Origin of the sequence: Nocardia sp. NBC_00508 (assembly GCF_036346875.1) — a bacterium.
In the GTDB taxonomy this organism is placed as follows: domain Bacteria; phylum Actinomycetota; class Actinomycetes; order Mycobacteriales; family Mycobacteriaceae; genus Nocardia.
On the sequence record NZ_CP107852.1, the window covers coordinates 2,640,209 to 2,660,925 of the forward strand.

The following is a 20,717-nucleotide window of genomic DNA, read 5'->3' on the forward strand; positions in this document are numbered from 1 at the left end:
GCATAGGCTTACCTTATATTGCACACTCGTACGCGACCAGGGCGGTGATAACTCACACCCGCGAACGATTGGATGAACGAAATGATCAGGACTTCGAACAAGGCGCTGACCCGGCTCGCCGCAACGGCGGTCGCGCTCGCCGCCGCATTAGTCGGCGCGGCGGGCACCGTCGCGCCCGCCGTCGCGGCGCCGTTGGTCGCACCCCTGCACACCCAGGCCCCCGGGGCCGGTGAACTGACCGCCAAACTGCGCGTGGCGCTCAACACCGGCGCCGCGCGGGGCACGCGAGCGGCGGAACTGGAATCGGGCGATGCCGGCGTCGCCACGATGGACAAGATCGCAGGCCTGGCCGCGGTCGCCCCGCCGAGCCTGCGCTACAACGTGATCAACCCGTCCACCTCCGGCGACCGGATCGATGCGCAGCTCCTGCTCACCACCGAGGGCTACCCCGACTTCACCTACGCCGTCTCGTGGAAGCAGATCGGCGGCTACTGGAAGCTGACGCGCGAGGCCGAGTGCAGTCTCGCCTCCGCGCTCGGGCTGTCCTGCTGACTCCAAACCTTCCGCACTCCGGGGCGCTTCGGCGGGTTGTTGTCGTCGCGCGGCGGGAAGCAGCCGCGCGACATCCGACTTTCGTTAGGCTAACCTTAGCGTCATGGGCAAAGGCTTCAATGGTCTGATGGTCAAGGCATGGGGCGGCAACGACTACCGGCTCACCGTCACGTCGACCGAATACGTCACCGACAAATATCTGCGACTCGGTTTCACCGCCGGCGGGCTACTCGCCGAGCACCCGGTTCATCCCACACAGTGGGTTCGCGGCTGGTTCCCCGACAGCACCAGCGACAAGCTGCAACAGCGCGGCTACACCCTGGTCGACCCCGACCCGGCCGATGACCGCTTCTCGATCGAGTTCGCACTGCACGATGGGCCAGCCGCCCGATGGGCGCAAAACGCCTCGGTCGGCGACGAACTCGAGGTGTCGGTGCTCGGCTCGAACTTCCGGCTGCCGGAGTCCACGCCCGGCGAATACCTCATCTTCGGCGATACCGCCTCACTGCCTGCGATCAACTCGCTGCTGGACGCCATCGGCGATACACCGGCACGGGTCTGGCTGGAGTGGCAATACGAGTCCGACAGCACGGTTCCGCTGCGCAACAAACCGCACCACCAGGTGACTTGGCTCCAGCGGATCGATGACGGCAGATTGCTGCGGGAAGCGGCCCACGAGCTCACCTGCCCGGCCGACGCTTTCGCCTGGGTCGCATGCGACGGGTACACCACCCGCTCGATCGTGAAGAGCCTCAAGACAATCCACAATCTGCCCAAGACAGCGATCAAGTCCCAGGCCTACTGGAAGTAGGTTCGCCGGCCCGTCCCACGCCGCACGCTCCCACGAGTAGTGCGGCGTTGTGGTGTCGGCGCACTGCCGACGAGCTGATCGGCCCGGACGGGGACACCCCTGGCCGGACCGCAGCCCCGCGCACCGGGCGCAGACACGCCGCGGTGTCCACCGGATATTCCGGTGGCCACCGCGACCTCGTCCGCTGCCCACCTCGACAGGTGAGCCGCTAGGTAGCAGCAGGTTCCAGATGCCAGCCCGCCGCTCGGGATCGCTCATTCCAGAACGCGGCGTATCGGCCGTTCAGCGCGAGCAGTTCCGCGTGCGTGCCCTGCTCGACGATGCGCCCACCGTCCACGAACAGGATCTGGTCGGCGTGGGCGATGGTAGCCAGCCGGTGCGCGACGACGATCACCGTCTTATCCCGGGTGATCTCGTGCATCCCGCGCACAACGAGCGCTTCGCTGTGCGGATCCAGCGCACTGGTCACCTCGTCGAGCAGCACGATCGGCGCGTCCTTCAGCAGCGCCCTTGCGATCGAGACGCGCTGGCGCTCACCGCCGGACAGCGCGGCGCCGCCCTCACCGACACGAGTGTCGAAACCGTCGGGGAGACGATCGACGATCTCGTCGACCCTCGCCGCGGCGGCCGCGCGACGCACCTCGGCATCACTGGCCTCCGGCCTACCGATCCTGATGTTGTCCGCGACCGACTGATCGAACAGGTAGACGTTCTGAAAGACCAGCGAAAGCTGACCGAGCAGCGTCGCCGACGGCTGGTCGCGCACGTCGTGCCCGCCCACCGACACACCACCCGAATCCACCTCGTAGAACCGGGCGACCAGCCGCAGCAAGGTCGTCTTGCCCGCGCCGCTCGGCCCGACGATGGCGGTGGTTGTGCCGGCGGGAACGCTGAAGGTCACCCCCGACAGCACCGGCTCGTCGGTGCGGTATCCGAAGGTCACGTCATCGAAGACCACCGCAGCCGCTCCCGGCGTGACCGGCGTATCAGCCTCCGGTAGCACCGGTTCGGCGAGCAATTCGGCGATCCGGTCCGCAGCCGTCGCGGCCGACCGCAACGCATTGCCCAGCTGCGCGGCTTGATTCAGCGGTTCGATGAATCGCGAGCTCACCGCGATGAGCGCGATCGCGGCGGCCGCCGAGAGGGCGCCGTCGGTCACCCGCGCGACCGCGACGTACACCAGTACCAGGAACACGGCCTGAACGAAGAGTGCGAACAGAATCAAGCCCGGCACACTGGCGAAGACCATGCGTGATCCAGCCGACCGCTGCCCGGCCAGCGCGCCATCGAGCGCGCGGTTGCCCCAGCCCACCGCGCCGAACGCGCGCAGCACCGGCTGTGCCTGGGCGAATTCGATGACTCGCGAATCGGCTTCGGCCGCAGCCGCGTGCATGCGCTGGTCCGCGCTGGTGTAGGCGCGGTTGGCCAACCCGTTCACCAGGTAGAGCACCGGCGCGGAAAGCAGCATGGTCAACGCGATACGCCAATCGACCAGCAGCATGCCGAGCCCTACCGCGAGCGGAACGATGACGCCGGAGAGAATCTTGGCCAGCAGATAGGCGACCAACCCTTGCAGCTCACGCACGTTGTCGACGATCAGTCGGCCAAGCGGCCCGGCATCGTGGGTCTCGAACCAGCCGAGGGGCAGTGCGTTCAGGTGGTCGCCGAGCCGGGTCTGCAACCCGCGTTGCATACCGATGCCGATGCGCAGGCCGATCGCCGCCTGCAAGTAGCCGAACACCACCACGCCCGTGACGGCCGCGAGCATGCCGAGTGCCCAGAACCAGGCGCTGCCGAGGTCGTCATCGAATAGTGCCGTCAGAACCGGGACCAACAGCAGATACGCAACCGCCTGGCTGAGCGCCTGTGCCACGATGGCCACGAACAGTTTCGGCGTCAGCGGGGCGAATTCGGTGGGGACGAGATCGAGCACCTTACGAATCATCTGACGCCCTCCGCACTTTCGATGAGGGCGATCTGACCCAGCGCCGCTTCGTTGATCTCCCACAGTCGTTGGTAACTGCCGCCCGCGGCGACCAGGCTCGCGTGCTCGCCCTGTTCGACCAGTCGCCCGCGCTCGAGCACCAGGATCCGGTCCACCCCGGTAATGGTGTGCAACCGGTGCGCGATGACCAGGACGGTCCGGTTCGCGACCAGTACGGCCAGCGCATCCTGCACGGCCGCTTCGGATTCCGGGTCCGCGAAGGCGGTCGCTTCGTCGAGCACCAAGACGGGGGTGTCGGCGAGCAGGGCCCGCGCGATCGAAAGCCGCTGCGCCTCGCCGCCGGACAGGGTCGCGTCGACGCCGAGTTCGGAGTCGTAGCCACGCGGCAGTGCCACGATGCGATCGTGGATCTGCGCGGCGCGTGCGGCCTGCTCCACCGCGGCGTCGTCGGCGTCGGGCCGAGCCAGGCGCAGGTTCTCCCGGATGCTGCCACGAATTAACCGCACGTCCTGGAAGACGAATCCGACCGTGCGATAGAGCTCTTCGCTCGGGAAGTCACGGATGTCGCGGCCACCGAAAGTAATCCGACCCGATCCCACGTCGTAGAAGCGAGGAAGCAGCTTGGCCAGGGTCGACTTACCCGATCCGCTCGGGCCGACCAGAGCCGTGATCGTGCCAGGGGCGAGTTCGAGGTCGAGGTCGTGCAGAACGTCGTGGCCGGACCGATAGCCGAAGCCGACTCCTTCGAACCGGACCAGACCGGCGGGCCCGGAGCCCGGATCGGCGGGCGCCGGCGCCCCGGTGCTCAGTTCGGGGGTCTGCTGGAGGTCGTGCAGCCGCTGCGCCGCCAGTGCGGCCGCTCGCAGTGCCTGCGCGCCGTAGCCGAGGTTGAGCAACGAACTGCCGAGGCCGAGGCCGACCAGCAGGAACGGCAGCACATCCAGCGGCGCGACCCAGTCCAGGCCGATCGCCGCCAGTCCCGCGAACACCACGACCAGCATCACGAAGACAGGAGTGACAACGATGTCGGAGGCCGCCTGCACCTTGATGATCGGCGTCTTCAGCCGGTCGACGCTGCGGGCCTGGTGCTCGACCGCGGCTTGGAAGTCGCTGTGTGCCTTGCCCGCCTGCCCGAAGGCACGAACCACCTGGATGCCATCGGCGAATTCGATGGCCGCTTGCTTCGTGCGCTGCTCGGAGCGCGTGTAGACCACGAAACGATCCCGGCCGTCACGGTCCATCATCCGGCTGTAGAGCACGGCGTAAACCAGCACCGGCAGCAGCAGCACCACGGCCAGCCGCCATTCGACGGTGACCAGGTAGCCGAGGGTGACCAGCGGAATGGTGAGCGCGCCGACGAACTCCAGCCGGGCGTGTGCCACCAGGTAGTGCAGTGCCTCCACATCGTCCTGGAGATACTTCTTCACCTCGCCGGAGGTTCGCTCGCCGAACCAGCCCAGCGGCACCCGGGTCAGCTTGGCCGCCAGCGCCCGGCGCACGGCAAGCTGATACCCGGCGTCGAGCAGATGCGTCCAGGTCAACGCCCCGGCTTGCAGGAGGGCGCGAGCCAAAAGGACCAACACCGCGATCGTCAGCAGGCGCCACACCCGGACCGCGTCCGCCTGGTCGAGCAGTTCACGGCAGGCCTCGACGATCAGCACGAAGGGCACGACCGCACACACCGACGCGACCGCCACGACGACGCTCGCGACGGTCAACGGACCGCGCACGGGCGCGAGGATTTCCCTGCGCGCCTGCGCCTCCCGACGCTTGCGTTCTTTCAGCACCGCCTTCGGCGGCCGGTTCCCCGTGTCCGCCACCGGCAGTGGCGCGACCTCCACTGTCATCTGACCTCGTCTCTCCCGCTTCGGCCCAGCTCACTGGAATCGGCCCATCCTCACACAGAAGGACACAGTAATGAAGGTTAGCCTAAGTTATCCTTAGTCGGGCAGGACTCCGACCGCGGCGTCGGGCCCGGAGATCGCGCGTCACTGCCAGCGGCCCGGGGGTCGCGGTACCGGATTCGACACCGCGTTCCACCGACCGGCGCACCGCGCTCGACACAAACCGCACACGAATTTCGCGCCACATCGCAACCGCGGCACGACCGCATGTTCGAGCGGACGGCTCACCGGCTGTTGTTCTGCGCGACTTATTTCGTCAATGTACGAAAACTGTTCCGGACCCGAGGTTTTCGAACTCCCGACGCACCGGGGAAACCTCCGTGAACGGCCGCGCATCCTGGTCCGATAGCCCGTTCATATCGCTAACTTCGACCGAAAGCAAAGCGATTGATCAAATAGGAGCACCGAATATGTATGGCACGGAAGTTTTTTCGGTTCTGTCGAATTGCGCGCGCGATCCCGGCGAACTCACCGCGGGCCAAGCGCACCGGGCGATGCAGGTGCACCTGGATTGCAGCGTCGAACTGTGCCGGGTCCGGCGTCGGGCGCGTAGGACGCTGGTCGAGGCCCGGTTGATGGTGCTGGACGAGCGGGCCACGCCGTAATGGCGTCCGCGATGCGCATCCCGCGGTCGTGCACTCGGGTGCCTCTGCGGGCCACGGCGCGGACGCGCACACCGCATTGGATTTTCCGTGTCGAACGGAATCGTCCTGGGTGCCGAGGTGTTATCCCTGCCATGACCACAACGGCATCCGATCGATCCGCTGCCCCTCTCGTCGACACCGGGACCGAGTTCGGCGCGAGGGTAGCCGAACGCCTGCACCGCGAATCCGTCCTCTGGTTGACCACTGTCGGCCCCACCGGAACACCGCAACCGAATCCCGTCTGGTTCCAGTGGCGCGACGGTGAATTCCTGATCTTCAGCAAGCCCGGCCAGCCGAAGGTGCGCAACATCCTGGGCAATCCTCGGGTCGCGCTGAATCTCAACAGCACCGTCACAGGCGGCGATGTCGTCGTGCTCACCGGCACGGCGCGCGTCGACGAACAGCGGCCCGACGCGGCCGAAATGGCCGCATTCACGACGAAATACACCGACGGTCTGCATTCCATCGACATGACCGACGAGCAGTTCTACGCCGAGTACTCGGTCGTCCTGCGCGTCACTCCGGATCGGCTGCGCGGGTTCTGATCCCGATGACGTTCGCGCCGCCGCCGTCCACCGCCGCCTGGCGGCATCGGACCGCACGCGAAGGATTCGAGGTGGCCTATTTCCGGGTCACCGAACTGGGCGTGCTCATCGACGGCTGCACGACAGCTGTCGAGGACGGCGCGGCGTGGGTGGTGGACTACCAGATCGCGCTCGACACCGAATGGCGGACGCGACGGGCCCAGGTGGCCGTCCGCAAACCAGGCGGCTGGAACACGCTGGTGCTGGAGTCGGACGGCGCGGGCTCGTGGTTGCTGGACGCCATGCCCGCGCCACTGCTCGACGGCTGCCTCGACGTCGATCTGGAATCCTCCGCGCTGACCAACGCGCTGCCTGTGCATCGGCTGGCGCAGGAGATCGGCGACCGCGCGGACGCACCCGCGGCCTACGTGTACGCGTCCGGGGCCGCGGTGGGGCGGCTGGAACAGCGCTACATCCGGATCGCCGACGGTGAGCACGGACCACGGTTCGAATACACCGCGCCAGAGTTCGACTTCACCTGCACTCTGGAATACGACAAGTCGGGATTGGTGCTCGACTACCCGGGTATCGCGGTCCGCGCACGGTGAACCTGCGGTCGACCGCCTCCACCCAGCCTTCGGGAACGAGGCTCGACTACGGAGTTCGCGGGGGTTGAACGCGGCAGATCCGGGGTCCGCATCGCCGGTTCATCGGGATCGATGCTCGACTGCCATGGATTGCGATCGCTCGTCGAAGGCGGCGTATCCAGCTCCGGCATCCCGCCTTGGCCGGGATTGGTGCTCGGCTGCCGGAGATCAGGGTCCGCGCGCCAGGGATCACGGTCCGCGCTTGATGAGCGGACGGCCTCGGGGATCCTGCATCCGACCTCCGGCTAGGGTCGACACCGATGAGAAGGCGGCAACAACCGCCGTTGCCGAAGCGGCACGGCTTGGACCCGGCCCGGCTGCGACTGCCGGAGCAGGGCCACTGGGCGACCATCCGGGACCATCTGGTGGAGCGCCTGCCCCGGGTGCCTGCCGCGCGGATCGACGAACTGCTGCACACCGGCGGAATCGTCGACTTGGACGGGCCGGTTGCCCCCGACGCACCGTACGTCCCCGGCGGCGCGGTCTGGTTTCACCGCGATCTGCCCGAGGAGACGGTGGTGCCGTTCGACATCCCCATCGTGCACCGCGACGAGGACCTGCTCGTGGTGGACAAACCGCACTTCCTGGCCACCATCCCGCGCGGCCAGCACATCCTGCAGACCGCGCTGGTGCGGCTGCGCCGGGAACTCGACCTCCCCGACCTGGTCCCGGCCCATCGGCTGGATCGCGTCACGGCGGGCCTGGTCCTGTTCGTGATCAATCCCGCCCGCCGCGGCGCGTACCAGACCATGTTCCACAAGCGCACCGTCCGCAAGCAGTACGAGGCGATCGCCCGGTTCGATCCCCGCCTGACGCTGCCGTGTGTGGTGCGCAGCCGGATCATCAAGGAGAAGCACGTGCTCGCGGCCCAAGAAGTGCCGGGCGAGCCCAATGCGGAAACCGAGATCGAACTGCTCGAGCACCGCGACGGGCTCGGTCGCTATCGGCTGCGTCCGCACACCGGCCGCACCCACCAGTTGCGGCTGCATATGAACAGCCTCGGCATCCCGATTCTCGGCGACGACTTCTACCCGGTACTCACCGACAAGCCGGTCGGCGACTTCCGCAAGCCGCTCCAGCTGCTGGCCGCCTCGCTCGAGTTCACCGATCCGGTCACCAGGGAACCGCGCCGCTTCGACACCGCCCGCACGTTGCAGGCATGGACCGATCCACACGGGTGGGCCGGATGACCGATCCGGCGCACGATCGGCGGATAGTGCACGGCACGGACCTCACGGTCTCGAGACGACCGGAAATGTGACTGTCCGGCTCCGGCGATCGCGCCGCGAATCGTGCGGGTTGTGCACGGCGCGGGGCTCGGAGGTCACGGAGACGACGGAGAAATGTGACCTATCTGGCAGTGGGAAGTGGGGCTCGTTGCGGACCTGTTGCCGGTTCGTACACTGGTCGGGATGTCTGAGCAGGACCGAGCAGCAGCGCCCCAGCCACGCCACAAAGTGCACGCCTACATCGATGTCGCCGTCGTGGTGGTCGTCTTGGCGGGCACCAATCTGATCGCACACTTCACCACGGCGTGGGCGAACATTGTGACGGTCCCGGTCGCCGCTGTGGTGCTGCTCGCGTTGATGCGCAGGCGTGGCTTGCGCTGGTCGGAACTGGGGCTTTCGCCGCGGCATTGGCGGCGCGGTTCGCTGTATGGTCTCGGTGCGGTGGCGCTGGTTCTCGCGGTCGTCGCGATCGGCGCGGCGCTGCCCGTCACCCGTCCGTTCTTCCTGGCCGATCGGTATGCGACCGTCTCCGGCGCGTTGATCGCCTCGATGATCGTCATCCCGTTGCAGACCGTGATCCCCGAGGAACTGGCCTTCCGCGGTGTGCTGCACGGCACACTGCACCGCGCCTACGGTGCACGCGGTGTCTTCGCGGCGGGCTCGCTGCTGTTCGGCCTCTGGCACATCGCATCCTCGCTCGGCCTCACCTCGGGAAACCGCGGGCTGACCGGATTCATCGGCGGCGGCGTCGCGGGGCAGATCATCGGGATCTTGCTCGCCGTCGTCGCGACGGCCGCGGCGGGCGTGGTGTTCACCTGGCTACGGCACCGCAGCGGCAGCCTGCTCGCCCCGATCGCGCTGCACTGGTCGGTGAACGGCGCGGGCGCTCTGGCAGCCGCCATCGTCTGGCACACCACAATGGCCTGATCCGCGCATCCGGCCATGCCGTGCCGATTCGACACCGCGCGATAGCAACCTCCCGCAGCGAGGTAGCGCTGCGGCCACCCGGGCCCCTGGCGATCCGCTCGCCAGGACACCACGTCCTCGCCATGATGCACATGATCCGGCGCGTGGGCGAGCCTTTTCGCATCCTGGCCCGGCATGGTGGCGTGAGCGGACTCGAGAGCGGCCACGAGCAAACGCACGCCGATGAAATCACTCACGCGCCGGGAATTCGATTTCATCACTACGGCCGGGCGGTTCATCGACAGGAAGCGACGACGCGATGTCCAGAGGCGCCTGTGCGCCGAGGCGCGCATAGTTTCACTCAGGGTCCGCCAGATAGCGCGTGAGGCGAACCACACTGTTTCGGGTCCCCGAGTGGCTGTGCTGATTCGAACTGAGTTTCGACACGCGGGGACGGCGACAAAAGGGCCGCTCATCCGGATATTGGCACCGTACCGCTGGTTTCGATATCCCGGCGTGTCGCTATCGCCCACCACTCGGCGACATTGACCACGGGCAGAGGTCGGTTTAGTCTCACTCCGATCACACATATGTTCGAGCACTCATGTCTCCACCACTCGGCATGACACCTGCTCTCGGGAAGGCTCGCGATGTCCGACGAACTGTCGAACGGTAGTTCCGAGATTGCCGCGCTGGCACAGCAAGTCGAGACCGCGCGCGGCAAATTGCCCCTGCAGTACGACTCGGCGCTGCTGGAAGTGTTGTCCGAGCGTGAGATCGCCGCGGAACGCGAACTCGCGGAGTGGATTCGCGCGCAGCGACGCAAGCAGCGGCGTAGGGAGATCGAAGCGGAGCTGGCCGCCGAGCAACGCGACCGCAAGTCGGCCGCCGTGCTGCGCCGCACGGACGAAGCCGACGCCCGCTGGCATCGGCGCGCATTGGCGGCGCGGCGGCGGGTGTCCAGCGAGGATGCACGGCTGGCGCAGCTCTACCGCCGGGCCGAGTGGTCGTCGCGCGCCTTGATCGCGGTGGTCGTGCTTGGCATGGTGTGGGCCGGCGTGAATGTGCAGCACAATCTGGTGCCCAGCGGTGACATGTCCGATCCGCTGTACTGGTTGAGCTACGGCATCGAGGCGATGATCTCGATCCCGATCATCATCATCATGGTTGCGGCGACGACCGCGGCGCGATGGGGCCGGGAACTGGCGCGCGGCAAGGTGATCTTCTTCGAGGCGGCGCTGCTCGGCACGACCGTCGCGCTCAACACGGGACCGCATCTCGCCGCGGGCGATCTCGCCCGCGCCGCCGAGTACGCGATCGCCCCGGTGATGGTCGGCGTGGTGATCTGGCTGCACGCCTGGGTTTCCGCGCGGTACGCGGTGCTGATCGACGGTGCGCCGGTGGTCGACCGCGACGCGCCGATGATCCGGATCGACGCGGAGCACGTCTCGGCGAGATCCAGCTATCTCGTCCACCGGGACGCCCCGGCGAACGGCGGTCGATTTCGTTGGGACGCAGGCGCGGACGCGTCGTACCTGAGCGGTGTGAACGACACTGTTGCCCACCGCTGGACCGCCACCGACCCGACGGTTTGCACTGAGACCACAGGCGACAGGTCTGCCGCCTCGACGGCCGCGAACCGGCCCGCCGCCACACCGGCCGACGACGCGAATCCGTCGCCGATCAAACGCCCCACGGCCGACTCGCCGATCAACCGGCACCCCACCTACCAGCAGACCGAGGGCCACTCGGTCGAGAATTACCACCCGAACGATGGCTACCCGCTCGCGCCGGCGAACCATGCCGACGAAGTTCGCCACACTTCCGCCGCATCAGGCCGCGCCAACGGATCGTCGACCAACGGACATCCGGTCACAGCTGCCAACGGCCACGCATTCCCGCGGCCCGCTAACGGCCGCGCGGTCGAGGCGTCCGGCAACGGCTACGCTCGCGACCTCCCGCTCAACGGGCGCAGCGCTGCGCCGAACACGAACGGCCACACCACCGAGATCCCCACCAACGGTCACGCCTCCGACTTCCCCGTCCATCGGCACGCCGCTCCACCGAACCCCAATGGCAACGCTCACAACCAGCCGGTCAACGGGTACACCGCTGCCCCGAACACAGACAGCCGCGCCGCTGAGCCCACGGCCAACGGCCACGCCAACGACCTCCCCATCCACGGGCACACCGCTGCACCGAACACCAACCGCCGCGCCGCTGAGTCCACGGTCAACGGCCACGCCAACCACTTCCCCATCCACGGGCACATCACCGTCCCGGGCACCAACGGCCACGCAAACAACCCCCCGATCGACGGTGACACTGCTGCCCCGAACACCAATGGCCGCAAGCGAACACCCGCTCGCAACGGAGGTGATGCTCTCTCGGTTGTCAGTGGTCCGAATGCGGCCCCACCGTCCGGAGATCACACCGTCTCCTCAGTCGCCGACTACGTCTTCGACCTCGCCGCTGATGGGGCAGGCCGATCGGCCGATGACTCGCGGACAAAGCCTCTACCGGCTGACACGGAGGCTTTCACCGCGCCGGTTACGCCTTCGCCCGTCAGCCCAACCGACACGGTGAACAATGCCGGAGAGCCTGTGGCGGGCGGATCCGAGCCCCAGGTCGCACAGCAGATCTCGATCGAAGACCTACACGAAGAACTCGAGTTCGGTGCGCGGTCGGCTGCGTCAAGCGACGATACCGCGGCGAAAGATCCTGCGGCACAGCCTCTGCCGAGTTCCGAGCACGGCGGCCGTACAGTCGAGCGAGCACATCGCGCTTTCGACAGCGCCAGGCACGCGAGAGCCGATATCACCGAACCAACGCACACGCCGACGGCAGCGACCACCGATGCTGCCGCTCAGGCGAATCCGAATACCACCGCACCGCGCGCGGCGAAACGTGGCAGGTCACTGTCCGCCGAGCAGAGCGACCGCTCCGCCGACGCGGAGAGCGAACAACTCGCGCAAGAAGAATCTCCCGAACCTACGCGCCCACACCTGCGCGCCGAACCTATTCCGATCCTGGACGAAGACGACGAGGACGACGAACTCCCCGCCGGGACCGACGAAGCCGACACCGACGACGACGAAATCTCGGCGATCGCACGGGCCATCACCGGCCGACGCCTGTCCAATCTCCCGATCGAGGAAGTCAGGGAGATCCTCACGCTCGCCGACCAAGGCGGGTCGACCCCTGCCATAGCCAACGAACTCGGCGTCTCCCGTTCCGCAGTGAACCGCGTCCTGGACTCGGCGATCAAAGTCCACCGCCCGTACGCCATCACCGGCTGACCTACCCCAGCGAGCCACCGCTGCGCGGCGCCTACCCGTGCCGGACCGATGGCCTCACCTGGCTGCCGAACCGGGGAGTCTCGCGACCCTGCATCACCCCAGCCGACCCCCTCCCCGTCGTCCCGTGGCCCTGCTGGTTCCCCCGCTCATGGTGAACACCGACATCTCGGACGGCAACGCCGAAGACGGCGACATCGGCGTCCTGCATGGCGAAGTGCAGTGCTGGAGGCTTGATTTCGGTTGCCCGCCCAGCGAGGAGCGCGGCTGGCGACGTTACCTCGCCGACCAGGTGGCGGGCGATCGACTCGGGCACCCACACCGCCCTGCGCCTCCGCAATGTCCGCGACGACGCCCGGAGACACAGCACAGCCGCCTGCAGCAGCAGCCACGCGCTGCTGTCAGCTCAGCTGCTTCCTCCACCGCAGCTGCTTCCACCCCCGCAGCTGCTTCCACCGCCGCAGCCGGAATCACCCCCGGAACCATCCGAATCGCTACCGCCAGCGCCCCATCGGCGGCGACGCCGACGCTGTTCACTGCCGGACTGACTGTTGGCAGTACGGATGATCACAACGACCACAATCGCCGCAACGACCACCACACAGAGCAAATACTCCATAGGCACACGCTATCCCACCGACCCCACGACGCAGACCGGTTCCTGCCCCGAAGGGCTGTGCACTCGGCGAATTCCGAGTGCACAGCCCTTGTTCCACTTGCTCGCGTCAGTCGCCGGTGTTCGACCGACCCCATTGGGACCCGCTCTTTGCGGCTGAGGTTTGTTCGGAGCCCTAGTGATAGGCGGAGTCGTAGGACTTCGCGGAGCGCGGCTCGCCCGGACCCGCGTCATCGGACTTCCGATCGCCGTGCCCTGGCCACCACGCCTTGTGCCCGATCATCGCCGTGAGCGCGGGCGTGAAGAACATCGCCATGACGAACGCCGCGATCGCGATACCCACCGAGATGGCGAAGCCCATCTGCGAGAGCACATTGTTGCCCGCCAGCATCATCGACGCGAACGTGCCCGCCAGGATCACCCCGGCCGCCGCGATGGTCGGGCCGGTGTGCCGAAGTGCCAGTGCGGCTGCCTGTTTCGGCTCGTTGCCCGCGCGCGCCTCCTCCCGCAGCCGGGCGACCATCAGGATGTTGTAGTCGGTACCGAGGGCGACCACGAACAGATACATGATCACCGGCAGCGTGAAGATCAGACCCGACTCGCCCTGGACGTGCTGGAACACCAGCACCGCGGCGCCGAGCGTGGCCGCGAACCCGAGGAACACCGACACCATCAGGTACCACGGTGCCACCAGACTGCGCAGCAGCAAGCCGAGCACGATCATGATCAGGATCGCCGCCACCGGGAACACGATCGCGTAGTCGCGCGCCATCGCGTCTTGGAAGTCGACGAAGACCGAGGTCAACCCGCCGACCGCGGCGGTGGCACCGGCGGGCGCCGCCGAATGCGCGACATCCCGCAGCGGTCCCTTGACGGTGTCCAGAGCGGCATCCGACTCCGGCACGTCGGTGAGCGTCACCACGAAATCGGCGATCGTCTTGTCCGCGGACAACTTCGGCTCGGCCACCTGTTCCACGCCGGGCACCGCTGCGAGCGCGCCGCGATAGGCGCTGAGCTGATCGTCGGTCAACTCGCCACCGCCGGAGCGCAGCAGGACATCCGAAGGCTGCGTCGTCCCCGCGGGCATGCCTTTCACCAATTCCTTGCTGTAGACCACGGATTCGGATGCCTCCGAGGTCGAGCCGGAGCTGAGGTCGAAGGTCGGGTGGAAGCCGAAGGCGAACACTCCGAGCGCGACCAGCACCCCGCCGGACACCACCGCGAAGGCACCTGGCCGCCGGCCGAGCGCGTTGCCGGCCGCACCGAACCGCGCAGCCTTCGGCTCGGTGCGCCATGCCTTGGACGGCCAGAACACTTTGGTGCCCAACAGCGAAACCACCGCAGGCACGAGGGTGAGACCGGCCACCAGCGCCACCGCGACCGCGATCGCCAGCGCCGGACCCAGCGCGCGGAACATGCCGAGCGTGGACAACACCAGCGCCATGAACGCGATGATCACCGCGCCCGCCGCGGACGTGATGGCCTCCCCGACGCGGGTGACGGCACTGATCATGGCCGTCTTCGGATCCTCGCCCGCGCGCAACCGCTCGCGGTAGCGGAACATCAGGAACAGGATGTAGTCCGTACCGACGCCGAACAGCACGACCACCAGGATGGCGTTGATCGAAGCATCGATCTGCAGGTCGAATGCCTTGGCCACCATGGCGATCAACCCACCGACCATGCTGGAGATCGCGCCGATGACGACGATCGGCAGCAAGGCGATCACCGGGCTGCGGAAGATCACCAGCAGCAACAGCAGAATCAGCACGATGGTGGCGACGCCGATGATGGCCATGCCCTTCTCGCTGGATTCCTGCTGGTCCAGTACCTGAGCCGCCTGACCGGTGATGCCCGCCTTCAGGTCGGTGCCCGCAACGCGCTTCTTCAGCTCCGCCCGCAGGGCTTCGACCGCGTCGCTCTGCGTGGCGTCACTCGGATTGGTCACCTTCGTCATCTGCACCGCGATGATCTGGATCAGCCGGTTCTCCGACGGCGGCGTCGGCTGGATCGCAGTGACATCCTTGATCCGCGCGCCGAGCAGCTCGGTGCCGATCGAGGCGACCGAAGCCGCGTCGCCCTCGGTCAGCGGCGCCCCGTCCTGCCGTGCGAACACGATGATCGCCGCGGGCGCGGAGCTCTGCGGAAATGCCTCCTGCTGCATCTCCAATGCCTGAATGGACTCGTAATGCGAAGGCAGGAACGCGGATTGGTCGGTCGTTGACTTGAGTTCCGGTGCCGAGGCCACCACCGCGATGGCGAGCAGCACCCACAGGCCGATCACCTTCCACGGATTGTGGACTACTACGGCCCCCAGTCGTGCGAACATCTGTGCTGAAATCCTTTCCGGATTCGTAGAAGCTGGGTCTCAGATCTGGAGGTCTTGCGAGCTGGGGTTCTCGGCCACGTCGACGACCGTCCGGTAGATGTGCTCCGGAATCCAGCCCGCCAATTCGGTGGGCGAATCCACGATTTCGACCGTGTAGTCGCCCCATTCGTGGTCGGCGCCGATGAACCCCAGTAGGACGCGCCAGTTCTTCCAGTCGGTCCAGTCGGTCGCCGCGGCCATCTCACGCCAGTTCGATTCTTGCCGGTGCACCACGAACTTCCCCTTTCGGCTCACATATACCCGCACCGAGTCCACCCCTGCCTTCGTGTATTCCCGCGATTCCCCGAGCAACTTGCCGAAGAAACGCTGTCTGCGCGCGCCTCCCGGCCCGACCTTCAGCACGATCTCGCGGAAATCCTCCGCGCCACCCGGCTCGGTGCCCCCTTTCGCGAAGGTAACGTGCCCTCCCACCTCCTCCACGATATCCACGCTGGTCAGGTTGTTCGGATCGCTGGTCATGACAATTCCCCATTTCATAGGTCAATGCGCATGCGGGCATGCGTCTACCGCCAACGGTCCCGTCTCGGATCCCGTTGCATCGGAGTCGATTTGATGTTGTCCGCGGCGTCGACCTCCCAACACCGCGCTGGACTCACTATAAGTAGATGTATACGTATAACGCAAGACCCGACGGGCCCGCCGCGGCCGCAGACCGATCACGTCCAGAATTGGCTACGTCGTATAGAATTTCCGAGCGCGATGGTGACGGGAGTGTGCGGGCATGGATTACAGCGGCAGCGGCGACCCGCAGCGCACGATCGATCTGCTGTGGGGCGTACCGCAGCAGTCACGTCGCGGCCCGAAACCCAAGCTGACCGTCGAGGACATCGCCACGGTGGCGATCCGGATCGCCGACCAGGACGGGTTGACCGGCGTGACGCTGCGCCGAGTCGCCGACGAACTCGGCGTCACCGCCATGTCCTTGTACGGTTACGTCCCGGGCAAAGCCGAACTGCTCGATCTCATCGCGGATCGCGCCCACATCGACTATCCGATGCCAGAGGACGGCCCGGCCGAATGGCGGCCCCGCCTCGAGACCATCGCCCGCAACAACTGGACGCTGTACCTGACGCACCCGTGGCTGTTGCAGATCGCGGCCAACCGGCCCTTGCCCGGCCCCCGAGCCACCGCAAAGTACGACTACGAATTACGTGCCGTCGACGGTCTCGGTCTCCCCGACGTCGACATGGACCTCATCGTCAGCCTTGTCAACGACTACGTGCGCGGCGCAGCACGCACCGCGGTCGACACCGCCGCCGCGGAGTCCGAAACCGGTATGTCCGACCAGCAATGGTGGAACGCGTTCGGACCGGCGCTGGCCCGCGTACTCGACCCCCACCAATTCCCCACCGCCGTCCGTGTCGGCGCCACCGCCGGCGCCGAGTACGGAGCCGCCTACGCCCCCACCCGCGCCTTCGAATTCGGCCTGCATCGCATGCTCGACGGCATCGAACAATTCATCGACACGGTTACCGGGCAGGCGAACACGAGCACCTCACCGCCCGGCTGACGTCAGGGATCCGCGATCGGTCTCGCGCTCGCCAAGTGTCATCCGGCCGGAGTTCAGCGTTCGGTAGCCAACGTGCGCGCGAGCTGTCATAGCCAGGACGCGCTCCCGGTCTTCATCACTGCTGTCCCCGATAGGACAGGCTCCGCGCATCCACGTGCGCCGCAAGATATTCCTCGAATGTCACCCTGCCGTCCGCGTGCTCCAAGGCAAGGTTGCCGCCCTGCCGGAAGGCACGGAATATCTTGCCCGGCAGCCGGATCGGTGTGATCTTCCGACGCAGCCCGGCCGCCCGCACGTAGGCTCCCGCGAGGTCACGGGCGTCGCGCACCTGCGGGCCACCGATATCCGGAGCATGCCCGACCGGGCTTCCGGTCGCCAGTTCTACCAGCCGACCGGCCACCTCACCGACATCGATCGGCTGAAACCTGAAGGACGGCACGAATATCACCGGGAGCTTGGCCGCCCCGGCGAAGATTACACGCAGCAGGTCGTGGAACTGAGTGGCGCGCAGGATGGTGTAGGGCAGACCCGATTCCTCGATCATCCGCTCGGCCGCCAATTTCCCTCGGTAATAAGGGAGCGATATCTTGTCGACGCCGACGATCGAGACATACACGAGGTGGGGCGACCCGGCTCGCCGCGCGGCGTCCACCAGCGTCCGCGCCGCAGCGAGATCCTTTTTGCCGTTCGTCGTGGTCGCGCAGTGCACTACCGCGCCGACTCCGGTCAACGCCGCGTCGACACCTTCGCCGGATTCCAGATCCGCGATCGCCCACTCATACGGCGCGGCATCGGCGGACGGCCGCGAGTGGCGGCTCATCACACGCGTGGCCTGCCCCGCATCGATCAGCCGCGCAACCACCACCCGGCCGAGCGCGCCCGTGCCGCCGGTCACCAAGATTGATTTGTCCACGGTCCCTCCAACGATCTGAGGTCAGTACCCCTCGAACTCCGCCACCGAGCTGCCCTTCACCCACCTCAGCCTGCCACATCGAACAGCCGACTTCGTGCCGCGCCTTTGCATCTGTTTTCCCTGCTTACTGCTGCCTTGATGCCAAGATAGGAGCGTGCGCGTACTCGTTACTGGTGCGAATGGTTACCTCGGCCGGCCGGTCATCGACGCACTCGAAGCAGCCGGACACGATCCGATTGCCATGGTGCGGACGGCCACTTCCTCCATTCACGCGCCGACTCGGGTGGCAGACCTGCTCGATGAGGTCAAGCTTCGAGAAGCGCTCGATGGAGTCGAGGCGGTTTGTCATCTCGCCGGACTCACTCGTGCACGAGAGTCGACAGTCGATCCCCTCCGGTACTTTCGCGCAAATACCGCTGGCACCATCGCCCTGCTGGACGCAATGGCCGCTACGGGGGTCCCACGGATCGTCTTCGCGTCGACCGGGTCGATTTACGGATCGCCGGAGCGCCAGCCGATGACAGAGGATATGCCCGACGCGCCGCCGCACCCGTACGCCGCGAGCAAGCTGGCGGCCGAGTTCGCAATCCATGCGCAGGCGCAAGCCGGGAACTTGTCAGCTGTCGTGCTGCGCCTGCTGAATGTGGCGGGCGGTGCCGACCCCGACCCAACACGTCTGATTCCTCGGGCACTCGCTGCCGCGAGGCAACGATCTGCGTTGGAAATCAACGGAGACGGCAGCACGGTACGGGACTACCTGCACATAGTCGATGCTGCCGCAGCTTTCGTCGCATGCGTCGAGAACATGCCACCCTTGGGCAAGGCGACGCGGTACAACGTCGGTAGCGGCCAGGGCACAAGCATTCTCGTCGTCGTCGTCGCCGCCGTCGAGCGAGTGACCGGCCACCGCATCCACCTTGTGCATCGGCCGCCGGTACCCGAGCCTGCCGCGCTGATCGGTAACCCCTCCAAGGCGATAGCCGAATTGCGCTGGTACCCAGCTCATTCCCATATCGATGGCATCGTTCGCGATACTCGGCACAACCTGAAGACTTCGAACTCTATCGGGGCGATCTAGTGAGGCGTTATGGACAGAGATCGTCCGGCAATATCCGAAACGCGGGGTATCGATCAAGAGGGCGCAACGCCCGGAAATCACGCCTGTCCAGAGTGAGGATGGCATCAGTGTCGAATTCGTCTGCCAAGGTCACGCATACCGCGTCTACCAAATCGAGATTCAGACTGCCGTAGCTCGCGCGGACACCGATTGCAGTGTGCAATTGCGTCGCATCCACAGTTGCGATCACAATCCGAGTCGAGGCGACTCGACTGGCAAGCAGAGCCAGAATGCTGTCGGCTACCTTGCGACCCGCCCGAACGCTTGCCACATGGTGTACCTCGGTGAGCGCCAGCGGACTTACGACGACGGCACTTGCCGCATCCGCAGCTCGCCGTACGCCGAAGTGCTCAGGGTCAGAACGATTGAACAGCGCGAGGATGCCCGAAGTATCCGCCACTACGATCATGCGGGTCGGTTCATCGCGTTGCGGATGTCGTCCTTGTCTATGGGCCCCCCCAGATCGAACGTCTCGTCATCGCTGAGCAGCGGCGACTCCCATTTGCGGTGCCGCATGAGGTATGCCCGGACCGCGTCGCGGGTGATTTCATGCTTCGACCGGCCCTCAGCATCGGCTTGCGCGTTCAGCGCCGCCTCTTCATCCTCCGGCAATCGCATGGTCCAGGCCATGCATCATATGATACCAGAAGTGATACCACCGTGCTCGGAGTACCGAGCCAGCGGCCGACCACGCATAGTCTGTTGGCCACATCGCCTGCAATGACGAAGGCCCGCTTCCCAGGCGGGAAGCGGGCCTTCGATGTCGACTTGTTAGCCGCGAAGCAGGCTTACTTGGCCTTCTCCAGGACCTCGACCAGCCGCCAGCGCTTGGTGGCCGACAGCGGACGGGTTTCCATCAGCTGGACGCGGTCGCCGACGCCGGCGATCTCGTTCTCGTCGTGCGCCTTCACCTTCGAGGTGGTGCGGATGATCTTGCCGTAGAGCGGGTGCCGGTTACGGTCTTCCAGCTCGACGACGATCGTCTTGTTCATCTTGTCCGAGACAACGTAACCGACACGCACCTTGCGAGTGCCGCGCTGCCCTTCTACTTTGTCGCTCATGCGGCATCTCCCTTGCCAGCTGGTCCGGTGGCCAGACCGAGCTCGCGCTCACGCATGACCGTGTAGATACGCGCGATCTCGTGACGGACGACACGCAGACGACGGTTGTTGTCCAGCTGACCCGTCGCCATCTGGAAGCGCAGGTTGAACAGCTCTTCCTTGGATTCGCGCAGCTTGGCCACCAACTCGTCTTCGGTGAGCTCGCGGAGCTCTGCGGCCGGTGTTCCGGTAGCCATCAGAACTGCTCCTCCCTGGTCACGATCCTGCACTTCATCGGGAGCTTGTGCATCGCGCGGCGCAGCGCCTCACGAGCGGTCTCCTCATTCGGGTAGCTCATCTCGAACATGACCCGACCCGGCTTCACGTTCGCGACCCACCACTCCGGCGAACCCTTACCCGAACCCATACGGGTCTCGGCAGGCTTCTTGGTCAGCGGACGATCCGGGTAGATGTTGATCCAGATCTTGCCGCCACGACGGATGTGGCGAGTCATCGCGATACGCGCAGACTCGATCTGCCGGTTGGTGACGTACGCAGGCTCCAGCGCCTGAATGCCGTACTCGCCGAACGCCACCGAGGTGCCGCCCTTGGCCATGCCCGAACGGCCCGGGTGATGCTGCTTGCGGTGCTTCACCTTACGAGGCATCAGCATG

The 20,717-nt window shown here is 66.4% G+C and carries 20 protein-coding genes; 10 read left to right on the forward strand and 10 right to left on the reverse strand.

Features of this window, described 5'->3' with window-relative positions; translation table 11 throughout:
- Positions 1–81 precede the first annotated feature (81 nt).
- On the forward strand, positions 82–552 hold the full coding sequence (locus tag OHA40_RS11685) for a hypothetical protein (protein ID WP_330233075.1): 471 nt from the start codon (positions 82–84) through the stop codon (positions 550–552).
- A gap of 103 nt (positions 553–655) precedes the next feature.
- The gene (locus tag OHA40_RS11690; protein WP_330233076.1) at positions 656–1,363 is read left to right on the forward strand and encodes a siderophore-interacting protein; all 708 of its coding nucleotides are present in this window, start codon (positions 656–658) and stop codon (positions 1,361–1,363) included.
- Positions 1,364–1,571: 208 nt separating this feature from the next.
- On the opposite strand, the gene OHA40_RS11695 is transcribed toward OHA40_RS11690, so the two are convergent.
- Positions 1,572–3,308 (reverse strand): ABC transporter ATP-binding protein, encoded by a 1,737-nt coding sequence (locus tag OHA40_RS11695; RefSeq protein ID WP_330233077.1) that lies wholly within the window; start codon positions 3,306–3,308, stop codon positions 1,572–1,574.
- Entirely contained in the window at positions 3,305–5,155 is a 1,851-nt protein-coding gene (locus OHA40_RS11700; protein ID WP_330233078.1) for an ABC transporter ATP-binding protein, read from the reverse strand. The genes OHA40_RS11695 and OHA40_RS11700 overlap by 4 nt, the downstream gene beginning before the upstream one ends.
- A 467-nt stretch (positions 5,156–5,622) precedes the next feature.
- Here OHA40_RS11700 and OHA40_RS11705 point away from each other — a divergent pair, with 467 nt between their 5' ends.
- The 6 genes from OHA40_RS11705 to OHA40_RS11730 all read left to right on the forward strand — a co-directional run bounded on the left by OHA40_RS11705 (position 5,623) and on the right by OHA40_RS11730 (position 12,461).
- Positions 5,623–5,817, forward strand: a complete 195-nt coding sequence (locus OHA40_RS11705) for a hypothetical protein (protein ID WP_330233079.1) — start codon at positions 5,623–5,625, stop codon at positions 5,815–5,817.
- Positions 5,818–5,948: 131 nt separating this feature from the next.
- Positions 5,949–6,401, forward strand: a complete 453-nt coding sequence (locus tag OHA40_RS11710) for a TIGR03667 family PPOX class F420-dependent oxidoreductase (RefSeq protein ID WP_330233080.1) — start codon at positions 5,949–5,951, stop codon at positions 6,399–6,401.
- A gap of 5 nt (positions 6,402–6,406) precedes the next feature.
- Positions 6,407–6,988 carry a putative glycolipid-binding domain-containing protein gene (locus OHA40_RS11715; protein ID WP_330233081.1) on the forward strand — a complete coding sequence of 194 codons (582 nt, stop codon included), beginning with the start codon at positions 6,407–6,409 and terminating at the stop codon, positions 6,986–6,988.
- A gap of 299 nt (positions 6,989–7,287) precedes the next feature.
- Positions 7,288–8,217 (forward strand): RluA family pseudouridine synthase, encoded by a 930-nt coding sequence (locus OHA40_RS11720; RefSeq protein ID WP_330233082.1) that lies wholly within the window; start codon positions 7,288–7,290, stop codon positions 8,215–8,217.
- Between the two features lie 222 nt (positions 8,218–8,439).
- Positions 8,440–9,183 carry a CPBP family intramembrane glutamic endopeptidase gene (locus OHA40_RS11725; RefSeq protein ID WP_330233083.1) on the forward strand — a complete coding sequence of 248 codons (744 nt, stop codon included), beginning with the start codon at positions 8,440–8,442 and terminating at the stop codon, positions 9,181–9,183.
- Between the two features lie 629 nt (positions 9,184–9,812).
- Positions 9,813–12,461 (forward strand): hypothetical protein, encoded by a 2,649-nt coding sequence (locus OHA40_RS11730; RefSeq protein ID WP_330233084.1) that lies wholly within the window; start codon positions 9,813–9,815, stop codon positions 12,459–12,461.
- 788 nt (positions 12,462–13,249) lie between these two features.
- Here the strand turns inward: OHA40_RS11730 and OHA40_RS11735 are convergent.
- Entirely contained in the window at positions 13,250–15,403 is a 2,154-nt protein-coding gene (locus OHA40_RS11735) for an MMPL family transporter (RefSeq protein ID WP_330233085.1), read from the reverse strand.
- Positions 15,404–15,442: 39 nt separating this feature from the next.
- On the reverse strand, positions 15,443–15,922 hold the full coding sequence (locus OHA40_RS11740) for an EXLDI protein (RefSeq protein WP_330233086.1): 480 nt from the start codon (positions 15,920–15,922) through the stop codon (positions 15,443–15,445).
- Positions 15,923–16,184: 262 nt separating this feature from the next.
- Here OHA40_RS11740 and OHA40_RS11745 point away from each other — a divergent pair, with 262 nt between their 5' ends.
- On the forward strand, positions 16,185–16,973 hold the full coding sequence (locus tag OHA40_RS11745; RefSeq protein ID WP_330233087.1) for a TetR/AcrR family transcriptional regulator: 789 nt from the start codon (positions 16,185–16,187) through the stop codon (positions 16,971–16,973).
- Positions 16,974–17,088: 115 nt separating this feature from the next.
- Here OHA40_RS11745 and OHA40_RS11750 read toward each other — a convergent pair whose 3' ends face one another.
- On the reverse strand, positions 17,089–17,886 hold the full coding sequence (locus OHA40_RS11750) for an SDR family oxidoreductase (protein ID WP_330233088.1): 798 nt from the start codon (positions 17,884–17,886) through the stop codon (positions 17,089–17,091).
- Positions 17,887–18,040: 154 nt separating this feature from the next.
- Here OHA40_RS11750 and OHA40_RS11755 point away from each other — a divergent pair, with 154 nt between their 5' ends.
- A complete protein-coding gene (locus OHA40_RS11755) occupies positions 18,041–18,964 on the forward strand; it encodes an NAD-dependent epimerase/dehydratase family protein (protein WP_330233089.1) in 924 nt (307 codons plus the stop codon).
- Positions 18,965–18,971: 7 nt separating this feature from the next.
- Here OHA40_RS11755 and OHA40_RS11760 read toward each other — a convergent pair whose 3' ends face one another.
- The 5 genes from OHA40_RS11760 to rplP form a co-directional block, all read right to left on the reverse strand.
- A complete protein-coding gene (locus OHA40_RS11760) occupies positions 18,972–19,412 on the reverse strand; it encodes a PIN domain-containing protein (RefSeq protein ID WP_330233090.1) in 441 nt (146 codons plus the stop codon).
- Positions 19,409–19,633, reverse strand: a complete 225-nt coding sequence (locus OHA40_RS11765) for a CopG family transcriptional regulator (protein ID WP_330233091.1) — start codon at positions 19,631–19,633, stop codon at positions 19,409–19,411. Before OHA40_RS11765 ends, OHA40_RS11760 begins: the two co-directional genes overlap by 4 nt.
- A 158-nt stretch (positions 19,634–19,791) precedes the next feature.
- A complete protein-coding gene (gene rpsQ, locus OHA40_RS11770; protein WP_330233092.1) occupies positions 19,792–20,064 on the reverse strand; it encodes a 30S ribosomal protein S17 in 273 nt (90 codons plus the stop codon).
- Positions 20,061–20,300, reverse strand: coding sequence for a 50S ribosomal protein L29 (gene rpmC / locus OHA40_RS11775; protein WP_067464321.1), 240 nt, complete (start codon positions 20,298–20,300; stop codon positions 20,061–20,063). The genes rpsQ and rpmC overlap by 4 nt, the downstream gene beginning before the upstream one ends.
- The gene (gene rplP / locus OHA40_RS11780; protein WP_067464324.1) at positions 20,300–20,716 is read right to left on the reverse strand and encodes a 50S ribosomal protein L16; all 417 of its coding nucleotides are present in this window, start codon (positions 20,714–20,716) and stop codon (positions 20,300–20,302) included. Before rplP ends, rpmC begins: the two co-directional genes overlap by 1 nt.
- Between the last annotated feature and the right edge of the window lies 1 nt (position 20,717).